Origin of the sequence: Nonomuraea sp. NPDC050556 (assembly GCF_044457355.1) — a bacterium.
In the GTDB taxonomy this organism is placed as follows: domain Bacteria; phylum Actinomycetota; class Actinomycetes; order Streptosporangiales; family Streptosporangiaceae; genus Nonomuraea.
In genome coordinates, this window is the sequence record NZ_JBITGU010000001.1 from 985596 (window position 1) to 1003548 (window position 17953).

Here is a 17953-nt window from a genome sequence, read left to right on the forward strand (position 1 = left end):
CTCCTCCAAACGGATAACTTCACTACGTTTGATGCGAACCTATAACGGAGTGAATCGCTTCGCAAAGCGGCTACAGTGAACGGCATGGCCCGCAGAGCACCGCGGCAGGCAGAAGCCGAGCGCAACGACCAGGCCCTCCTGGAGGCAGCCAAAAAGGTCCTGGCCGTGGACGGAGCGCACGCGTCCGTGGCGGCGATCGCCGCACACGCCGGAGTCGGCATCGCCAGCCTCTACCGCCGATATCGTTCCAAGGACGAGCTCTTCCAGCGCCTGTGCGCGCTGTCGCTCGACCAGTGGATCCAGGCGGCGGAGCGCGGGCTGCGGCACGAGGACCCCTGGGAGGGGCTCGCCCACTACGTCCGCGCGTGCGTAGAGTTCAGCGGCGGCTCCCTCGGACCGCTGGCCGGGACGATCACCGTCACCGACGAGATGGCGGCCAGGTTCACCCGGTCGGATGAGCTGATGGGGGAGCTGGTGGACCGCGCGCACGCTGCCGGGGTGCTCAGGGCGGACGCCACGGCCATGGACATCTCGCTGCTCATCGAACAGCTCGGCAAGTCACCGCTGATCGAGCAGCTCGACCGGCAGGGCCGTACCGACCTGACCGAAGCGGCCCAGAACGCGCGCAGGCGTACGGTCACCATCGCTCTGGACGGCCTGCGCTCCGGGCACCCGCCCCTGCCCGGGACCGCTCCCGCACCGGCCCTGCTCACCGACCGGTGGGAGCGTCAGTAGTAGCCCTTCTCGCCGTCGAGCAGTTCCCTGATGGTGTCCAGGTGACCGGCGTGCCTGGCGGTCTCCTCGACCATGTGGATCAGCATCCAGCGCAGGGTCGCGCCGGCTGAGCGGTAGTCGGGGTGCTTGCCCACGTCGTCCATGGAGTGGGTGGCGACGATCTCGTTGGAGATGCGGCACTGCTCTTCGTACTCGTCGAGGAGCTGTGCGAGGGGGACGCCTTCGATCCGCATGTCGCCGTCTTCGACGCTCTCGTCGAACTGTGGGTTGCCGTCGCTCGGGCGGCCCAGGAAGAGCACCTCGAACCACAGGTGCTCGGTCCAGCGCAGGTGCGACAGGAGGCCTGCCATGGTCATGAGCGGGGAGGTGGGGAGGACGGACCGGTAGGCGTCCTCCTGGGAGAGCCCTTCGCATTTCCATTGGACGATCGCGCGCTGGGTGTCCAGCCAGCCGACGAGCTGGGTGCGTTCGTCGGCGACGAGGGGCGGCCGTTCCCTGGAAATGGTCATAAAGCGGGATATTAACCAACGGCGGTTGCCTGCGACCACACGGCCTGCCAGCGCCCCTCGCGCAACTCGTAGCAATCGGTATGCCCGCAGGTCTCCGTGATCCGAGGCGACGTCGATACGCGCGGCCGCGGTTTCCATGTCGCGGGCGACCAGCGAGCGCAGGCCTTGCCGCTCGATGTCCCGCCTCGTTTCTCCGCCTTTGTCGGCCGTCCTCCACGCTGAACGATCAAGATCCTATGGCCGTCCGGAAGCACGCGAGGGGCGGGTCGGCTTGGGGTGACTATGTGGGGATGATCGGGCCCAGGTAGGTGCCGCCGGAGACGTCGAGGGTCTGGCCGGTGATCCAGCGGCCCTGCGGTCCGGCCAGGAAGCTGACCGCGTCGGCGACGTCCTCCGGCTCGCCGAGCCGTCCCAGGGCGGTGATCGCCTCCAGCCCGGCGACCATCTCGGGGACGCTGGTGTATCCCGCGGTCATGTCGGTCCTCACCGCGCCGGGAGCGATCGTGTTGACCGTGATGCCGCGGGGGCCGAGCTCGTTGGCGAGCGAGGGGGCCATGGACTCCAGTGCCGCCTTGCTGATGGTGTAGGCGATCTGGGTGGAGACCGCGATGCGGCTGGCGGTCGAGCCCATGTTGATGATGCGCCCACCGTCGTTGAGCAGGGGCAACGCGCGCTGGATCACGAAGAACGGCGCGGCGACGTTGATCTCCAGCAACCTGGCCAGCTCTTCGGGCGTGACGTGGGCGATCGGGTTGACGGAGCTGATCCCGGCGTTGTTGACGAGAACGTCCAAACCCTTCCCCGCCAGCCCGGCGGTCAGACCTGCGAAGAGCCGCTCGACCGCGCCTTCCTCGCCGAAACGGGCCTGGACGGTGAACGCCTGCCCGCCCGCGCGCTCGATGCTCGCCACCGTCTCCTTGGCCGCGGCGTCGTTGCCGCCGTAGTGCACGGCGACGAGCGCGCCCTCTGCTGCCAGCCGTACGGCAACAGCCCGGCCGATGCCGCGGGAACCACCGGTCACCAGCGCCGTCCTACCTGTCAGAACACCCATCGCTGTCTCCTTGAGTCGTTGGTGTGGCTCAACGATGGCCATGGCCGCTCACCGGGGGCTCACCGCCCGCTCACCGGCATTGAGCGGCTGTCAATGTGGGACGGCGACAGTGATCCCATGAGACGAACGATCGCCGTCCTCGCCGCGGCCACCCTGTCCCTTGGCGCCGTCGCCACGCAGGCTCAGGCGGACACCGCCCGGTCCTGGTACGGGCTGACGCTCAACCTCCCCTCTGGGTGGGCGATGACGAAGGTGCCTCCCGCCGGGCTGGGCGGTCACATGCTCGGCGTCCATCCCAAGAGCTGGAAGGGCTTCGACTTCTGGCGGCCGGGCGGCTTCTACCTCGCCCCGCCGTCCCTCGACAGCAGTGGGGACTGGCCGGTGAAGTATCTCGACGACCGGTTCGGATTCGACGAGAGCCACTCCGGCGTGGCGGAGAACCGCGCCTCCTGCGTGGCCACCGGCAAGGACGGCAAGGTCGTCGACGCGAAGTCGGCGAAGATCGTCGACCGGGCCGCGCTGCCGATGGCCGCGGGTAAGAGCTGGGTCCGGCGGGTTTGGCAGGTGAAGTGCGCCAACGGAAGCACCCAGCTCATCGGGATCTGGCACTACGCCAAGGCGAAGCTGACGGTGAAGGGAGCGGGGGACATCAAGGCGTTCGACAGGATCCTGGCGACGGTCGATCCCACCCGGTTCAAGCTGCCCAAGGGATAGCTCACCTACCGGGGAACACGACGACCAGGTGCTCCTCCCCGGCGCCGGTGACCCGCACGTGGACGCGGACCCGGTAGCGGCCCTTGCCGGTGATCGCCAGGTTCGGCATCGGGGCGCCCGCGCCCACCTCGCCGCCGTCGCCCATGTATGGAACGGTGAGCTTGCCGCTGCGGCTGGTGATCGGCACCTCACGGACCTGGTCCCACCCGGCCTTCCGCGACGGCGGCGCAGTGCGGAAGGCCTTCACGGTGAGGCACAGGTCGACGACGTCCTCGATGTGCCCGACGAGGACGGCGCCGCTCGCCAGCCCCATGGTGGTGTCGTCGTCGAAGATCCTGTCCGTCGCCTGCTCGGCCGACGCCTCGTCGTCGGGGTCGTGGACCAGGTAGCCGGGGTCGCCGTCGACGAACAGGAAGTACTTGGCCGTGGCCTGGACGACGCCCTTCGTCCTGGGCCACGGGTCGCGGCACTTCGCGTTCTCCTCGGCGTAATAGGCGGTGTTCGCCTCTTCGATCTGCGAGCTCGACCGCAGCAGTTCCGGCCGGGTGGCGCCGATGATCTCCGGACAGACGTAGACGAGCTCCGAAGGGTCGGCGCCCTCGGCGGGGCGCTCGCTCCCGGCGCGGGTCAGGATCGCCTCCTGTTCTGCGCGGTCCTTGGTACGGCAGAGCGCCCGGCCGTACCCGAGGATCTCCTGGTCCGACCGGCTCTCCGGGAACATGGGGGGCATTCCTGCCACCGTGCTCCGCGCCAGGCACAGGAACGTGGCGTCGCGCTCCGAAGGCTGCAGATCGCCGAAGGGCGGCCGGTCGTCGCAGCTGTGCGACCGGGCGGTGTAGGTGAGGCGCGGGGTGTCCTCCGGGTGGATCAGCGCGACGACCGGCAGCACGGCCAGCGCCGCCAGAGCGAGCCGGACCCCACGCCGTGGCGCGGTCTCCGCAGGGCTTTCCCCAGCGGCCAGCTCGCGGGCGGTCGCGGCGATCCACACGGTGCTGACGAGCGCCAGCACGTCCCAGATGACCGGCAGCACCGGATCACCGTTGAGGACCACGTTGAGCGGGAGCGCCAGCGCGTAGACGGCCACCGACAACCACCCGGCGGTCAGCGTGCCCCGGCTCCACCGGCCGTCACGATGCTGCCCGACGATCGTCAGGAGGGTCGCCGCCACCGCACCCAGCAACCAGCCCTTCCCGAACTCCGGGAGATCGAGCGCGTCGAGCAGTTCGTTGCCCATCCCGACCAGCTGGACCGCGAACATCACTGCGGCAGCGGCGCGCAGCAGGAGGGAACGCCAGCGGATGACGAGCAGGTAGAGGACATGAATCGCGGTCCACAACACGAGCTGGACCGCCGCCTCGACCGCGTAGGGGACCAGGGAGATCGTGAACTCCAGCACGAGGTTGTAGCCCACTGCCAGATAAAGCAGCCAGCGCAGCACCTTCGCCCGTCGATCCAGCGGCCCCGGCGCCGGAGGACGCAGGATCAGCCAGAGGAACGCGGCCTTCACCAGCGCGGCCCCGAGCAGCACCACGGTCGTCAGGGCGTCAAACGCGTCGGGCATATAGGACGGCGGTGACCATTCCGCAGCCACCCAGAGCCAGGCATCGCCAAACACCAGCCCCGCGACCGCCGCCACAGGAACCAGCCCTACAACCCCAACCCTGACAATCCCCCAGAAACCATGCGCAGGCACGGGACGCGATCTTAGTGGCCCGCTCGTGAGGATCTCATGTCCTGATCGGTGAGCTCATAACTGGTTGCCGCCGACCGAGGCTCCCAGACTGGGCCTTGATCACAAGAAAGGGAATCCCGTGTCCACGCTCACCACCGCCCCGAGATCCCGCTGGGCCATCCTCGCCGTCATCCTCGTCGCCGACGTCCTCGACCTGCTGGACGCCACGATCACCAACGTCGCGGCGCCGACCATCGCCAGGGACCTGCACGGCGGTGAGGCGCTCATCCAGTGGCTGGGCGCCGGTTACGCCCTCGCCCTCGGCGTCCTGCTCGTCGTCGGCGGCAGGCTCGGGGACAAGTACGGTCGCCGCCGCCTGTTCCTCATCGGCCTCACCGGCTTCACCGTCGCCTCGGCCGCCTGCGGCCTGGCCGTCAGCCCCGAGTCGATCATCGTCGCCCGGCTGCTCCAGGGAGCCTTCGGCGCCCTGCTGATCCCCCAGGGGTTCGGCATCCTCGGTTCCGTCTTCCCCCGCGAGGAGATCGGGAAGGCCTTCAGCGCCTTCGGTCCCACGCTCGGCCTGTCCGCCGTCGCGGGGCCCATCATCGCCGGGTTCCTCATCGACGCCGACCTGTTCGGCCTCGGCTGGCGGCCTATGTTCCTCATCAACATCCTGCTCGGCGGCGCTGCCATCATCGCCGCGGCCCGACTGCTGCCCCGCGACGACGGCGACCCGGCCGTCTCGGTCGACGGCGTCGGCTCCGGCCTGCTGGGCGCCGCCATGCTCGGCCTGCTGTACGGTCTGACCGGTGCGTCCCACGACTGGATCGCCATAGCCGCCGGGCTCGTGTTCTTCGCCCTGTTCTGGCGCCGCCAGGTCACCGCGAAAAGCCCGCTGATCCAGCCGTCCCTGCTGAAGAACCGCGGCTTCACCTCGGGACTGATCCTGGGCCTCGTGTTCTTCGCCGCCGTCTCGGGCCTCCTGTACGTGCTGTCGCTGTTCATGCAGAACGCCCTGGGCTACACCCCCACGCAGGCCGCCCTGGGCCTGGCGCCGATCGCGGCGGGCATCGTCATCGCCTCCATCGCGAGCTACCAGCTCATCGCCAAGCTCGGCCGCACCCTCATCCTCGTCGGCCTGCTCCTCACCCTCGCGGGCACCGGCTGGCTGCTCACCCTCGCCCCCACGACCGGCGGCTGGGTGCTCGCGCTGCCCGTCCTGGTCGTCGGCCTGGGCATGGGCACCTGCTTCGGCACCATCTACGACGTCACCATCGGCGACATCGAGCCCACCGAGGCGGGAAGCGCCAGCGGCTCCCTGGCCGCCGTCCAGCAACTGGCCAACGGCATCGGCGCCGCCGCCGTCACCACCGTCTACTTCCACACCGCCCCCGCGATGACCTCCAGCCTCCTGGTCGTCGTCGCCGTCGTGCTCGTCAGCTGCGCCCTCGTCTGGCTGCTGCCGCGCAACGCCCAGCCCCAGCATCACTAAGGAGTTCCACATGACCATCCTCGTCACCGGCGCCCGCGGCGCCGTCGCCCGCTCCCTCGTCTCCCTCCTGCGCGAGCGGGGCCTCCAGGTACGCACCGGTTCGCAGAAGCCGGAGGAGGCGGCGGGAGCCGTACTGCTCGATCTCAAGAACCCGGCGACCTTCGACGCGGCGCTGCAGGGTGTCACCTCGGTCTTCCTGTACGCCGAGGCGTCGCACATCGACGCCTTCGTCGACGCGGCGATCAACGCCGGAGTCCGGCACGTCGTGCTGCTGTCCTCCAGCTCCACCCTGTCGCCGGACGCCGCCGACAGTCCCGTCGCCAGGGAGCACCTGGACGCGGAGAACGCGCTGACCGCCTCGCCCCTCACGACCACGATCCTGCGTCCAGGCACCTTCGCGGGCAACGCGACCGCCTGGTCCTGGCCCATCAAGTCCGGCGACCCGGTCAACCTGGTCTACCCCAACTCCCACGTCGACCCGATCCACGAGGCCGACGTCGCCGAGTGCGCCTTCGCCGTCCTGACCGACCCGGAGCTGGCCGGTAAGTCCTACCTGCTCACAGGTCCGCGCTCGGTCACCTTCGCCGAGGAGCTCGACCTCATCGCCGAGGCCATCGGCGAGCCCGTCGTGGTCAACACCGTTGGCCGGGAGGAGTGGAAGGCGGAGATGGCCGAGTACATGCCCGGCCACTTCGCCGACGCCCTGCTCGACTGGTGGCAGAGCAACGACAACGTCCCCGCCGAGATCACCGGCACCGTCGAGGAGCTCACCGGCCACCCGGCGCGCGGCTTCGAGGTGTGGATCCAGGACCACGCGGCCGAGTTCAAGAGCTGACGGCTCAGAGCCAGCCGGACTCGGTCGCTATCCGGACGGCGTCGATCTGGTTGCGCGCGTTGAGCTTGGACACGATCGCGCTCAGGTAGTTGCGCACCGTCCCGGTGGAGAGGAAGAGCTGCTCGGCGATCTGGCCGGCCGAGGTCCCCGCCGCGGCCAGGCGCAGCACGTCGATCTCGCGCGGGGTCAGCGGGTTGCCCGGCAGGTCGAGGGCGGCCACGGCCAGCTGCGGGTCGATCACCCGCTCACCCCTGGACACCTTGCGTATCGCCTCGCCGAGCGCGGCGGGAGGAGCGTCCTTGCTGATGAAGCCGGTCGCGCGGGCGGCGAGGGCGCGCCGCAGGTTCCCCGGGCGGCCGAAGGCGGTCACGATCAGGGTCCGGCACTCGGGGAGCCGCTCGCGCAGTTCCGCTGCGGCGGTCAGGCCGTCCATGCCGGGCAGTTCGATGTCGATGACCGCCACGTCGGGCCGGTGCTCCAGAGCGGTGGGGACGATCCGGTCGCCGGAGTGGATCTCGGCGACCACCTCGATGTCGGGCTGCCGTTCCAGCAGCGCGACCAGCGCGGCCCTGATCATGTGCATGTCCTCGGCCAGAAGAACCCGGATCACGCTGCCTCCCGCCTGAGATCTCACCCTGCAGTGTGCACCATGGCGGTCAGCAGGAACGACTCGTTCCGCGTGGAGACGTCGAGGCGGCCGCCGACCGCTTGGAGGCGTTCCGCGAGGTTGCCGAGCCCGGTGCCCTCCCCGCGCGGCGCGGCCACCCCGTCGTTGCTGACGGTCAGCCAGACGAGACCGGAACTGGCGACCGTCTCGATCCTGCAGTACTGGGCCTTGCTGTGGCGCAGGACGTTGGTGACCGCCTCCCTGACGACCATCGCCAGGGCGTGGTCCAGGGCGGGTGGCAGCGGTACGGCCGGGCCGATGTCGGTCTCGATGCCGGTCGAGGTCAGGATCGCCCTCGCCGAGTCGAGTTCCTCGGCGAGGGAGGCCCGGGAGTCCGCGTCGCTCAGCGTCGTGACCTCGCGGGCCGCGCGCCTGGCCAGATCCGCCACCTCGCGCAGCTCCCGCTCGGCGCCCGCCCGGTCGTCGTCGAGCAGTTCCACGGCGAGCTGCGACTTGATCACCATGGCCGACAGGCTGGAGCCGACCACGTCGTGCATGTCCCTGGACAGCCGCAGCCGCTCCCCGACCTGGGCCATGCGGGCCACCTGGGTGCGGGCGGCACGCAGCTCGACCGCCGTGCTGGCGAACCTGGCCGTGCCGTACATCGCCAGGCCGAACCCGGCGACGGACTGCGGGTAGTAGAGGACGGAGATGAGGGCGGTCTGGCCGAGCGCGACGAGGACCACCGCGATGCTCGCCGTGGCGGCCGCGAAGAGCGCCCAGGACCACGGGGGCGGCACCAGCAGGAGCAGGGAGGCGCAGAAGAAGGCCGCCATCCCGATCCAGCCGAGATCATCGACGAGGAACGACGCGTAGGTGAGCACGCCCTGCAGACACAGCGTCCACACCCAGCCCCTGGGCCGGACGGGCAGGGAGTGGCGGAGCTGGAGCGCGAAGAACGCGACGGCGCCCACGAGCGCCGTGGCGACCGGAGCGGGGCCCGGGCGGTTGACGAGGATCCAGCTCATGTCGTACAGGATCGTGAGGACGAGCAGCGACAGGATGATCATCCTGGCGAACCGCGGTTCCACGTCGCGCGGGCCGTCCATGGGCGGTGGATCGAGGGCGGGGGCACGGCGGTAGCGGCCGGCCAGCTCGCGTGCGTCGGTCAGCGCGATCCTGGTGTCGGCGATGATCGCCAGCGCTGCCGGCCTGGCGCGGCCCAGGTGGGAGGCGGCCAACGCCGCCGCGGCCTCGCTGCTGTCGGCGAGCTCGGCGAGCCTGGCCGCCGTCCGCCCGTGGAGCTCGCTGATCACCGTCAGGCGCTCGCGGGCGACGGCCAGTTCGACCAGGGTACGCCGGAGGCGGTGCAGGCCGACGATGACGTCGGTGAGGCGCGAGATGCCGAAGACCCACAGGCCGGCGACCGCGGAGAAGATCACATAGTACGCCAGGGGCAGCCCGCTGACCCCGGAGTGGAAGCTGACCGCCCAGGTCCCCGCGACGGCCAGGCCGTACCCGATCCACGACCAGGGGGCGCGGAGCAGCAGCAGGCAGGACCCGGCCAGGAAGCCGGACAGGTTGCCGATGAAGGCGCCGAGGAAGAGCGGCGGCAGGAACGTGAGAACGGCCTGGGCGGTCAGGGTCGTGAAGCGGTGACGCGATCTGAAGTCGGCGAAGCGCGGCAGCGAGTGGACGACCTGAAGGGCCAGCAGGACCGGCCTGACCAGGAGGAGGTCCACGAAGGCGAGCGGGCCCCACGACTCGTAGGCGTCGATCTGGCCCGTCATGTCCCTCAGGTAGGCGAGGCCCAGGACGACGAGGAGCAGGAGGACCGCCCCGCGTTCCGCGCGGTCACCCTCTGCGTCTGCGGTCACCCGTGAATATCTCACAGCTGAAGTCGTTATGTGGCAACTGTCCGACTAGCGGTTGCCGCCGCACACTGATGATCCCCACCATCGAGGAGACAGACGTGACCCGAGTACTTGTCATCGGGAGTGGCATCGCCGGACCCGTGACGGCCATGGCGCTGCGCAAAGCGGGCATCGAGGCGACGGTCTACGAGGCCCATCCGGCCGCCGCCGACGGAGTGGGCGCCGCGCTCATGGTGGCGCCCAACGGGCTGAACGCACTGGAGATCATCGGGGCGGCCGAGGCCGTGCGCGCCGTCGGCCAGCCGATGCCGGGCATGGTCATGGGCGACGCGCGTGGCAACCGTTTCGTCGAGTCCGCAGGCCTGGAGGGCCTGCCCGCCGGGCAGGCCATGGCCCGCGCCGACCTCTTCCGCGTGCTGCACGACCACGCGGTGGCCCAGGGCGTCAGGATCGAGTACGGCAAGCAGCTCGTGGCGGCGAAGGAGACCGCCGACGAGGTCACCGCCTATTTCGCCGACGGCACCACTGCCAGCGCGGACATCCTGGTCGGGGCCGACGGCATCCGGTCCACGGTCCGCGTTCTGATCGACAAGGACGCGCCGGGGCCGGAGTACGGCGGCGTGCTGAGCTTCGGCGGGTACGCCGTGGGCAGCGGGGTGGTGCTCGAACCCGGCGTCATGTACTTCACCTTCGGCACCGCGTTCCTCGGGTGCTGGGCCGCGCCCGACGGGCGGATCGTGTGGTTCGCCGGGCTGCCGAGCGAGGAGCCGATGACGGCGGCCGAGGCCCGCCAGGTGCCCGCGGCCGACTGGCTGAGGAGGCTGCGCGACCTCTACGGCGCTGACGCGCCCGCCGAGGCGCTCCTCAGGCACAGCGACCCCGGGACGATGTTCGTCACCGGGTCGATGGAGATGATGCCGCCGGTGCCGCACTGGCACAGCGGCCGGATGGTGCTGGTCGGCGACTCGGCCCACGCGCCGTCGTCCAGCTCGGGGCAGGGGGCGTCGCTGGCCATCGAGAGCGGGATCGAGCTGGCCCGCTGCCTGCGCGACCTGCCCGACGCGCCGAGCGCGTTCGCCGCCTACGAACGGCTTCGCCGTCCCAGGGTGGAGGCCATCGCGGCAGCGGCGGCCGCGACCAACAGACAGAAGGCAGGCGAGGCAGCCCCGCCGCCCACGGCCTTCCCCACGGCGGAGCAGATGTTCGGCCCGGTGCAACGCCACCTCATCAACTGGGACCAGCCCGTCACCTGACCAAACGGGCCGTCACGTGCGTGACCCCATCGGGCGCGGGCGGCCAGGACGGGCGCCTGCGTCAGCCCGGTGCTGGGGCCGTACCCCGCTTAGAGCTCGGTCAGCCAATCCCACGCCTGCTCGGTAAGGGCGCGGACGGTGTTGTCGGCCCCTCGCCGTACATGATCCCGTAGAACGGTGGTGAGCGCCGGAGCGCGTTACGCGTCTTCCGGGAGGGGTTCGCCGGTTTCCAGTAGGGACTTCAGGCTCGCCACCACGTTCGGCCAGCCGTGGCTGACCATCTCGGCCAGCGCAGACTCCGGCTCGAAGCCGTCGTGGACGACGGTGAGCTTCACGACCTGCGCCGACGACTCCTCGATGGTGAAGGTGACCTTCGAGCGGGCCTCGCCGGACAGCCGCTCGGTGACCTCCTCGCTCCAGTCGAAGCGCTTGCCGAGCTCCGGCGTGATGGCGTGCCAGGTGTAGGAGAGCCGGTTGTACGGGTCGGCCTCCAGCACGACCTGCTCCGGGTCGCTGATCAGCACGCCGTGGTTGTCCCAGGTCATCGGCGAGCCGACGGCCCAGTCCGTGACGAACTCGGTGGCCCAGTAGCGGCGGGTGAAGGCGGGCTCGGTCAGCGCCTGCCAGAGCTTCTGCGGCGTGGTGCGGATGTAGGTGGTGTAGACGAAGGTCGGCGCGTCCATCGGAGGTTCCTCCAGGGCGAGTTTCAGGTCCGCCAGGGCTTGGACCCTGGCCTGGTCGTAGCGGCTGATCCACCGGTGGGCGATCTCGTGCACGGGCGCGGCGTTGAGGTAGTGCAGCTTCTCCCGGCCCCGCCGTACGGTGGCGACGAGCCCGGCCTCCTCCAGCACGGCCAGGTGCTTGCTGACGGACTGCCGGGCCATGTCGAGCCCGGCGCACAGCTCGCGCAGCGTCTGCCCGTTGCGGGCGTTGAGCGAGTCGAGCAGCGCGCGCCGGCTCGGATCGGCCAGCGCCTTGAACACCTCGTCCATGCCTGCTCCGGTAAATAGGCAGCCGTTTGGCTGCCTTTAACTTAGGCAGCCGAACGGCTGCCTGTCAAGGACGGCCCGGAGGGACGCCTCCAGGATGTCGACGCCGCGGTGCAGCTCGTCGTCGGTGATCGTGAGGGGCGGGGCGATGCGGAAGATGCCGCCCATCTCGGGCAGCTGCACGATGTTCATGTGCAGGCCGCGTTCGAGGCAGGCCGTGGTGACCGCCTTGCCGAGGGCGTCGGCGGGCGCCTTGCTCTTCTTGTCCTTGACTAGCTCGACGCCCTGGAGCAGGCCGCGTCCGCGCACGTCGCCGACCACGTCGCACGTGTCGCGCAGGGCCGCCAGCCGCCCGGCGAGCTGGGCGCCGAGCGTCGCGGCGCGCTGGACGAGGTCGTCGCGTTCGATGACGTGGAGGACGGTCAGCGCGACGGAGGCGGCGAGCGGGTCGGAGACGTGGGTGGTGTAGAAGAGGAACCCCCGCTCGTGGCAGGTCTGCTCGATCTCGTCGGTGGTGACGACGGCCGCGACGGGCAGCCCGGCGCCCAGGGTCTTCGACAGCGTCAGGACGTCGGGGGTGACCCCGTCGCGGTCGAAGGCGTACATGGTTCCGGTACGGCCAAGCCCCGTCTGCGCCTCGTCGAGGATGAGCAGCATGCCGCGTTCGTCGCACATCTCCCTGAGCCTGCGCAGGTATCCAGGCGGCAGGTCGAGGATGCCGCCCGAGGACAGGACGGGTTCGACGAGGCAGGCGGCGAGGCTCCCGACGGACTGCCGGTCGACCTGGGCGAAGCCGTAGGCGAGCTCCGCCGCCCAGTCGTGCGTCCCGTCGGAGGCGCGGAACGGCGAGCGGTAGGCGTTCGGCGCGGGCAGCGCCAGGTTGCCCGGCATGGCGGGGCCGTAGCCGCGCCGTCCTGCGGAGAAGGTCGCGGCGGCGGCGCCCTGGGTCATGCCGTGCCACGAGCGGTCGAAGGAAACGATCTCGAAGCGGCCGGTGGCGAGCTTGGCCATCTTGATCGCCGCCTCGTTGGCCTCCGCGCCTGTGGTGAGCAGCATCATCCTGCTCAGCGCCGGGGGCAGGGTCGCGGTGAGCCTGGTGGCCAGGTCCACCACGGGGGCGCTGAGCATGCCGCTGAACAGGTGGTCCAGCGTGGCGACGGCGGACGAGACCGCCGCCACGATGTCCGGGTGGGCGTGGCCGAGGATGGCGCTCATCTGCCCTGAGGTGAAGTCGAGGATCGGCGTGCCCTGCCGGTCATAGACGTACGCACCAGCGGCGCGTTCGATGACCCGAGGGGTGAAGGTAGTTCCGTAGCGGATCAGGTGGTTGTCCGCCTTGTCCCAGAACGTCTCATCCATCGTGCCATCGTCGGCTGGTCAGCAGACTCCGGGCAACTGGCAGACCTTCTTGGCCATGGCCTTCGCGGCGGCCTCGTAGGGGGCGAACTCCTTCCGCTTCGGCTTGGCGGTCATGTACGGGCCGTTCACGGCGTAGAGGATGACCGCGGAACCCCGCCTGGCGAACACGTCGCGCTCGCCGTACCCCACGTCGTCCTTCTTGAAGGAGTAGTGGGCGACGAGGAAGGCCTCGTCGCCGATGGACACCGGGGTGGCCCGGTAGGTCGCCGGGCTGCCGCCGGCCGTCTTCACCTTGGCGCAGGCCTTCACCGTCGCCAGGTACTTGGCCATCACCGCCTTGGCCGCCTTCGCGTCCTTGAAGACCGCCACCTGCTCGGCGACGTGGAAGTCGGAGTCGCCCGAGCCGAGGGCCGAGCGCAACGCCAGGGCGTTGTGCAAGGTTGAGGTCTTCTTGGGACAGGCGTTGAGCGCGCCCAGCTCGGCGAGGTCGGAGGTGACCTGCCAGTCCATGGAGCCGAACGCCTTGCGCGCCTGCTTGTTCTCGTACTTCAGAAAACCCTTGGGGATCGTGGGCGACGCGTACGCCGGGGCGGACAGGAGCAGGACGGAAACACCGGCGGCCATGAGGCCGATCATCGCGCGCTTCATGCGGGGGAGCCCTTCCTTAGTGATCATTGCCCTTCTTTGATGCCGGCGCCGCCCGATTGGTTCGGCCCTACCATGTCCAAGGTGACCACCCACAGTGATCTTGATCTTTTCGAGCTCCTGGACGCCTCGGCGCTGCCGCCGCGCCAGCAGCGGATCCTGGTCGCCATCCAGGACTGGGTGGTCGACCACGGGTACCCGCCGAGCACCAGGGAGCTCGGCCGCGCGGTCGGGCTGCGCTCGCTGTCGTCGGTGTCGAAGCACCTGAAGAGCCTGGAGGAGAAGGGCTTCCTCCGCCGGAGCCCGACGCTGACCCGGCCGATCGACGTCCGCGCGTTCCTGCGGCGGGAGACGTCGCGACCGGCCGCCGACCTGGTGTCCGTGCCCGTGGTCGGCGACATCGCCGCCGGCGCGCCCATCCTGGCCGACGAGCACGTCGACGACCTGCTGACCCTGCCCCGCGACCTGACCGGGCGCGGCACCGTGTTCGCTCTGCGGGTCAGGGGCGACTCGATGATCGACGCGGCGATCTGCGACGGCGACATCGTGGTGGTACGGCAGCAGCCCGAGGCGCACTCCGGCCAGATCGTCGCCGCCATGATCGACGGCGAGGCGACCGTCAAGGTGTTCCGCCGCCGCCAGGGGCACGTCGAGCTCGAACCGCGCAACCCCGCCTACCAGGTCATCGACGGCGACGAAGCGGTCGTGCTGGGGGTCGTGGTCTCGGTCCTGCGCAACGTCTGAGGGCCCTTGTTACGTTCTCCGTCCCCCGCCCGTCATAGGGGTATGTTGACGAACATCATGTACGTGACGGTTTACGTCACCGATCAGGACAGGGCGCTGGAGTTCTACACCGAGGGGCTCGGACTGGAGAAGCGGATCGATGTCCCGGGGCCCGACGGGCGGTTCCTCACGGTGGGCGTTCCCGGCAGCCCGGTGCAGATCCTCCTGTGGTCGGGTACGGCCGGCGCGCCCGGTCCGCTGATCCTCCAGTCCGGTGACCTGCGTGAGGACTTCGAGATCTTCCGACGGCGCGGTGTCACCTTCGACGAGCCGGAACCCGTGGACTACCCGTTCGGGGTCCGGATCGAGGCGGTGGACCCGGACGGCAACCGGATCTCCTTGCGCCAGCCATGATCGAGGTTTTCGAGGCTCAGCGGGAACGGCTGCGCGCCCTGGCGTACCGCGTGCTCGGCTCGCACGCGGACGCCGAGGACGTGGTGCAGGAGGCCTGGATGCGCCTCGTCCGCCAGGACGAGGCGAGCATCGCCAACCTGGCGGGCTGGCTGACCACCGTGGTCGGGCGGCTCAGCCTGGACGTGTTGCGATCCCGCCAGGCCCGGCCTGAGACCGGCTACTCTTTCGCGGACCTCGTGGTGGTGCCCGCCGACGAGCCCACGCCGGAGGATCAGGTGGCGCTGGCCGATTCCGTGGGCTTCGCCATGCTGGTGGTGCTCGACTCGCTCAGCCCGAGCGAGCGGCTGGCGTTCGTGCTGCACGACATGTTCGCGGTGCCGTTCCACGACATCGGGCAGATCCTCGGCAAGTCGGCCGACGCCACGAAGATGATCGCCAGCCGCGCCCGCCGCAAGGTCCGATCCACGGACCGGTCGGCGGGGCCCGGCAGGGAGCACGACGAGGCCGTGAAGGCGTTCCGCGCGGCCGCGGTCGGCGGTGACTTCGAGGCGCTCCTGCGGGTCCTGGACCCGGAGGTGAAGCTGACCGTCGACACGCCCGGCGGCACGGTCGTCACCATCGGGGCCACGGAGGTCGCGGCCGGTGCGCGCATGTTCTCCGGCGAGGTCGCGCATCAGCGGCCGGTGCTGGTCAACGGCGTGCCTGGCCACATGTCCTGGCGCTCCGACGGGACTCCGCTGTCCGCCATCGCCTTCACCGTGGCCGACGGCCGGATCACCGGGATCCACATCATCATCGACCCGGCCAAACTCGCCCGGCTGGGAGTTTGATCCAACGAACCGCCGCCGCGGTAGCCGTACCCCGGAACGTCAGCCTGGGCAGATGGCGCGGTACTCCTGGCCGGCGCCCGTGGCGGCGCAGTAGATGGTCGCGCCCCACGCGAACACGTCGGCCGGAGCCCCGCCGCGACCGCTCTGGAAGAGCTCCGGCGCCATGTACGCGGGCGTGACCGGCCGGGGTCAGGGACATCTCCAGGGTGCGGGCGATGCCGAAGTCGATGACGCGGGGCCCGTCCGGGCCGAGCAGGACGTTGTCGGGCTTGAGGTCGCGGTGGATCACCCCGGCCTCGTGGACGGCGGTCAGCGCGGTCGCCACCCCGATCGCCAGCCGGTGCAGCTCGTCGCCGGTGAACCGCCGCCCGTCCCTGACCACCCGGCCCAGGCTGCGGCCTTGGCCATCGGCCCGTCCACGGCGTGGAACACCTTGATCGCGACGTGGGCGCCGTCCGGGCCGTAGGCGTCGTAGACGACGCCCTGACCTCCGGCGCCGAGCCGTCCGGCCAGCCAGTACTAGCCCAGGTGCTGCGGGTCACCTCCGTACTCGATGAGACTCCCCGCACCGCCCCCGGGTTCGAGCTACATCTCCGTTACCACCACTTGCCCTCGCGGGCGCTGCCGGTGCCCCCGGTCAGGTCGAGGGCGTCGAGCCGCGCCATCGCCTCGGCGGGCAGCTCGAAGTCGAAGATCTGCGCGTTCTGCCGGATCCTCTCGCGATTGACCGACTTGGGGATCACCGGGATGCCCCGTTGTACGGCCCAGCGGAGCAGGACCTGCGCGGGCGTGCGCCCCGCCTCGGTGGCTATCGCCGCGACCGTGGCGTCCGTCAGGTGCCGCCCGGTGCCCAGCGGGCTGTACGCCTCCAGCGCGATGTTCATCTTCTCGCACGTGTCGTGCAGGGCGCGGCGGAAGGAGAAGGGGCTGAAGTCGACCTGGTTGGCGACGGGCATCCGGGTGGCGATCTCCGCCACGCTCGCCAGCTCGGCCTCGTCGAAGTTGGAGACCCCGATCGAGCGGGCGTACCCCAGCTCGGCCGCCCGTTCCATGCCCGGCCACGCCCAGGTGGGGCCGCCCTGCGGCCAGTGGACGAGGTAGAGGTCGACCTGGTCGAGGCCGAGCTTGCGCAGGCTCTCCTCGGCGGCGCGCACCGGGTCGTCGCCGCGCGGGAAGAACTTGGTCGTGACGAACACCTCGTCACGGGCCAGGCCGCTCTCCTTGAGCGCCTTGCCGACGCTCGCCTCGTTCCGGTACGCCTGCGCGGTGTCGATGTGGCGATACCCCGCTTCCAGGGCCCACAGCACCGCATCCACACACCCGCGCCCGTCGGGCACCTGCCACACACCGAGCCCCAGCAGCGGCAACGTGTTGCCGTCGGCGAGCACCCGTGTCATCTCATCAGCCGTCATACCCCCATGATCCCCCCCTGACAACCGCCGTTGACGCGCCCGTAGCACGCATGTAACATCCGGCCAACGTCACGCAAAAAACAAACAATCGCCTATCAACTGCGTGGCAATCTCTCGCAATTCTTCGCCCGATCACCCCCCGATGTGCTCGACGAGAGAAGTAGTCGCATGAGAAAGCCGTTACGCCTGGCGGCAGCCGTGCTCGCCGCCGTCCTGCTCATCCCCGGCTGGGCCGCACCGGCCACGGCGGCGGGCGGGCCCAACCTGTCGCCGGGCAAGGCGACCCAAGCCAGCAGTTCCCTGCCCGACTACCCCGTCTCCAACGTCAACGACGGCAACCAGGCCACCTACTGGGAGAGCGCCAACAACGCCTTCCCGCAGTGGGCCAGAATCGACCTCGGCGCCCCCACCAGCGTCGACCAGATCGTGCTCAAGGTGCCCGCCCCCGCCGCGTGGCAGACCCGCACCCAGACGCTCACCGTCCAGGGCGGCGCGGACGGCACGACCTTCAGCACCGTCAAGGCCTCGGCTGGCTACACGTTCAACCCGGCCACCGGCAACGCGGTGACGATCGACTTCCCCGCCGCCACCCACCGCTACTGGCGGGTCCTCATCACCGCCAACACCGGCTGGCCGGCCGCGCAGATCTCCGAGTTCGAGATCTACGGCGCGGCCACCGGCGGCGACACCCAGAAGCCGACCGCCCCCGGCAACCTGACCTACACGCAGCCCGCAGCCGGGCAGATCCGGCTGGCCTGGTCGGCCTCCACCGACAACGTCGACGGCGACATCGTCCGCCAGCCGGGCACCCAGTTCACCATCAACTGATCCGAACCTGC

At 70.1% G+C, this 17953-nt stretch carries 19 protein-coding genes; 9 read left to right on the plus strand and 10 right to left on the minus strand.

Features of this window, described 5'->3' with window-relative positions; all coding sequences use genetic code 11:
- The first annotated feature begins 84 nt into the window (after positions 1 to 84).
- Positions 85 to 735: a TetR/AcrR family transcriptional regulator gene (locus tag ACIBG8_RS04850; protein WP_397341171.1), complete on the plus strand. Its 651-nt coding sequence runs from the start codon at positions 85 to 87 to the stop codon at positions 733 to 735.
- On the opposite strand, the gene ACIBG8_RS04855 is transcribed toward ACIBG8_RS04850, so the two are convergent.
- Both ACIBG8_RS04855 and ACIBG8_RS04860 read right to left on the minus strand, forming a co-directional pair.
- Positions 729 to 1244 (minus strand): DinB family protein, encoded by a 516-nt coding sequence (locus tag ACIBG8_RS04855; protein ID WP_397341172.1) that lies wholly within the window; start codon positions 1242 to 1244, stop codon positions 729 to 731. The genes ACIBG8_RS04850 and ACIBG8_RS04855 overlap by 7 nt on opposite strands.
- Positions 1245 to 1524: 280 nt before the next feature.
- Positions 1525 to 2295, minus strand: coding sequence for an SDR family NAD(P)-dependent oxidoreductase (locus ACIBG8_RS04860; protein ID WP_397341173.1), 771 nt, complete (start codon positions 2293 to 2295; stop codon positions 1525 to 1527).
- A gap of 117 nt (positions 2296 to 2412) precedes the next feature.
- Between ACIBG8_RS04860 and ACIBG8_RS04865 the strand changes: the two genes are divergently transcribed.
- On the plus strand, positions 2413 to 3009 hold the full coding sequence (locus tag ACIBG8_RS04865) for a hypothetical protein (protein ID WP_397341174.1): 597 nt from the start codon (positions 2413 to 2415) through the stop codon (positions 3007 to 3009).
- A 1-nt stretch (position 3010) separates the two neighbouring features.
- On the opposite strand, the gene ACIBG8_RS04870 is transcribed toward ACIBG8_RS04865, so the two are convergent.
- On the minus strand, positions 3011 to 4570 hold the full coding sequence (locus ACIBG8_RS04870) for a hypothetical protein (RefSeq protein WP_397341175.1): 1560 nt from the start codon (positions 4568 to 4570) through the stop codon (positions 3011 to 3013).
- Between the two features lie 250 nt (positions 4571 to 4820).
- Between ACIBG8_RS04870 and ACIBG8_RS04875 the strand changes: the two genes are divergently transcribed.
- Positions 4821 to 6173 (plus strand): MFS transporter, encoded by a 1353-nt coding sequence (locus ACIBG8_RS04875; RefSeq protein ID WP_397341176.1) that lies wholly within the window; start codon positions 4821 to 4823, stop codon positions 6171 to 6173.
- Between the two features lie 10 nt (positions 6174 to 6183).
- Entirely contained in the window at positions 6184 to 7008 is an 825-nt protein-coding gene (locus ACIBG8_RS04880) for an NAD(P)H-binding protein (RefSeq protein ID WP_397341177.1), read from the plus strand.
- 4 nt (positions 7009 to 7012) lie between these two features.
- On the opposite strand, the gene ACIBG8_RS04885 is transcribed toward ACIBG8_RS04880, so the two are convergent.
- Together ACIBG8_RS04885 and ACIBG8_RS04890 are read right to left on the minus strand one after the other, a co-directional pair.
- On the minus strand, positions 7013 to 7618 hold the full coding sequence (locus ACIBG8_RS04885) for a DNA-binding response regulator (protein ID WP_397341178.1): 606 nt from the start codon (positions 7616 to 7618) through the stop codon (positions 7013 to 7015).
- 20 nt (positions 7619 to 7638) lie between these two features.
- Entirely contained in the window at positions 7639 to 9492 is a 1854-nt protein-coding gene (locus ACIBG8_RS04890) for a sensor histidine kinase (protein WP_397341179.1), read from the minus strand.
- Between the two features lie 95 nt (positions 9493 to 9587).
- Here ACIBG8_RS04890 and ACIBG8_RS04895 point away from each other — a divergent pair, with 95 nt between their 5' ends.
- The gene (locus tag ACIBG8_RS04895; RefSeq protein ID WP_397341180.1) at positions 9588 to 10742 is read left to right on the plus strand and encodes an FAD-dependent oxidoreductase; all 1155 of its coding nucleotides are present in this window, start codon (positions 9588 to 9590) and stop codon (positions 10740 to 10742) included.
- Positions 10743 to 10939: 197 nt separating this feature from the next.
- Here the strand turns inward: ACIBG8_RS04895 and ACIBG8_RS04900 are convergent, their stop codons facing one another.
- From ACIBG8_RS04900 to ACIBG8_RS04910, 3 genes are read right to left on the minus strand one after another with little or no spacing between them, the layout of a single operon-like run.
- Positions 10940 to 11734 (minus strand): ArsR/SmtB family transcription factor, encoded by a 795-nt coding sequence (locus ACIBG8_RS04900; RefSeq protein ID WP_397341181.1) that lies wholly within the window; start codon positions 11732 to 11734, stop codon positions 10940 to 10942.
- Positions 11735 to 11770: 36 nt separating this feature from the next.
- Entirely contained in the window at positions 11771 to 13090 is a 1320-nt protein-coding gene (locus ACIBG8_RS04905) for an aspartate aminotransferase family protein (protein ID WP_397341182.1), read from the minus strand.
- An 18-nt stretch (positions 13091 to 13108) separates the two neighbouring features.
- Positions 13109 to 13765 (minus strand): sensor domain-containing protein, encoded by a 657-nt coding sequence (locus ACIBG8_RS04910; protein ID WP_397341183.1) that lies wholly within the window; start codon positions 13763 to 13765, stop codon positions 13109 to 13111.
- Between the two features lie 45 nt (positions 13766 to 13810).
- On the opposite strand from ACIBG8_RS04910, the gene lexA reads away from it, so the two are divergent.
- Genes lexA through ACIBG8_RS04925 form a run of 3 tightly spaced genes read left to right on the plus strand, consistent with a single transcriptional unit; the run spans position 13811 to position 15702 of the window.
- Positions 13811 to 14479, plus strand: a complete 669-nt coding sequence (lexA, locus tag ACIBG8_RS04915; protein ID WP_397341184.1) for a transcriptional repressor LexA — start codon at positions 13811 to 13813, stop codon at positions 14477 to 14479.
- Positions 14480 to 14521: 42 nt separating this feature from the next.
- Positions 14522 to 14872 carry a VOC family protein gene (locus ACIBG8_RS04920; protein ID WP_397341185.1) on the plus strand — a complete coding sequence of 117 codons (351 nt, stop codon included), beginning with the start codon at positions 14522 to 14524 and terminating at the stop codon, positions 14870 to 14872.
- Complete coding sequence (locus tag ACIBG8_RS04925; RefSeq protein WP_397341186.1) at positions 14869 to 15702, plus strand: sigma-70 family RNA polymerase sigma factor; 834 nt, start codon at positions 14869 to 14871, stop codon at positions 15700 to 15702. Before ACIBG8_RS04920 ends, ACIBG8_RS04925 begins: the two co-directional genes overlap by 4 nt.
- Here the strand turns inward: ACIBG8_RS04925 and ACIBG8_RS04930 are convergent.
- The gene (locus tag ACIBG8_RS04930; protein WP_397341187.1) at positions 15665 to 16084 is read right to left on the minus strand and encodes a protein kinase; all 420 of its coding nucleotides are present in this window, start codon (positions 16082 to 16084) and stop codon (positions 15665 to 15667) included. The two genes, ACIBG8_RS04925 and ACIBG8_RS04930, sit on opposite strands and share 38 nt — an antisense overlap.
- A 214-nt stretch (positions 16085 to 16298) precedes the next feature.
- On the minus strand, positions 16299 to 17114 hold the full coding sequence (locus ACIBG8_RS04935) for an aldo/keto reductase (protein ID WP_397341188.1): 816 nt from the start codon (positions 17112 to 17114) through the stop codon (positions 16299 to 16301).
- Positions 17115 to 17282: 168 nt separating this feature from the next.
- Between ACIBG8_RS04935 and ACIBG8_RS04940 the strand changes: the two genes are divergently transcribed.
- Positions 17283 to 17942: a discoidin domain-containing protein gene (locus ACIBG8_RS04940; RefSeq protein WP_397341190.1), complete on the plus strand. Its 660-nt coding sequence runs from the start codon at positions 17283 to 17285 to the stop codon at positions 17940 to 17942.
- The last annotated feature ends 11 nt before the right edge of the window (positions 17943 to 17953 follow it).

Coding starts and splice junctions, on each gene's coding strand:
- ACIBG8_RS04850 (WP_397341171.1), top strand. CDS start 85: ATGGCCCGCAGAGCACCGCGGCAGGCAGAAGCCGAGCGCAACGACCAG.
- ACIBG8_RS04855 (WP_397341172.1), bottom strand. CDS start 1,244: ATGACCATTTCCAGGGAACGGCCGCCCCTCGTCGCCGACGAACGCACC.
- ACIBG8_RS04860 (WP_397341173.1), bottom strand. CDS start 2,295: ATGGGTGTTCTGACAGGTAGGACGGCGCTGGTGACCGGTGGTTCCCGC.
- ACIBG8_RS04865 (WP_397341174.1), top strand. CDS start 2,413: ATGAGACGAACGATCGCCGTCCTCGCCGCGGCCACCCTGTCCCTTGGC.
- ACIBG8_RS04870 (WP_397341175.1), bottom strand. CDS start 4,570: ATGCCCGACGCGTTTGACGCCCTGACGACCGTGGTGCTGCTCGGGGCC.
- ACIBG8_RS04880 (WP_397341177.1), top strand. CDS start 6,184: ATGACCATCCTCGTCACCGGCGCCCGCGGCGCCGTCGCCCGCTCCCTC.
- ACIBG8_RS04900 (WP_397341181.1), bottom strand. CDS start 11,734: ATGGACGAGGTGTTCAAGGCGCTGGCCGATCCGAGCCGGCGCGCGCTG.
- ACIBG8_RS04905 (WP_397341182.1), bottom strand. CDS start 13,090: ATGGATGAGACGTTCTGGGACAAGGCGGACAACCACCTGATCCGCTAC.
- ACIBG8_RS04910 (WP_397341183.1), bottom strand. CDS start 13,765: ATGATCACTAAGGAAGGGCTCCCCCGCATGAAGCGCGCGATGATCGGC.
- lexA (WP_397341184.1), top strand. CDS start 13,811: ATGTCCAAGGTGACCACCCACAGTGATCTTGATCTTTTCGAGCTCCTG.
- ACIBG8_RS04920 (WP_397341185.1), top strand. CDS start 14,522: ATGTTGACGAACATCATGTACGTGACGGTTTACGTCACCGATCAGGAC.
- ACIBG8_RS04925 (WP_397341186.1), top strand. CDS start 14,869: ATGATCGAGGTTTTCGAGGCTCAGCGGGAACGGCTGCGCGCCCTGGCG.
- ACIBG8_RS04935 (WP_397341188.1), bottom strand. CDS start 17,114: ATGACGGCTGATGAGATGACACGGGTGCTCGCCGACGGCAACACGTTG.
- ACIBG8_RS04940 (WP_397341190.1), top strand. CDS start 17,283: ATGAGAAAGCCGTTACGCCTGGCGGCAGCCGTGCTCGCCGCCGTCCTG.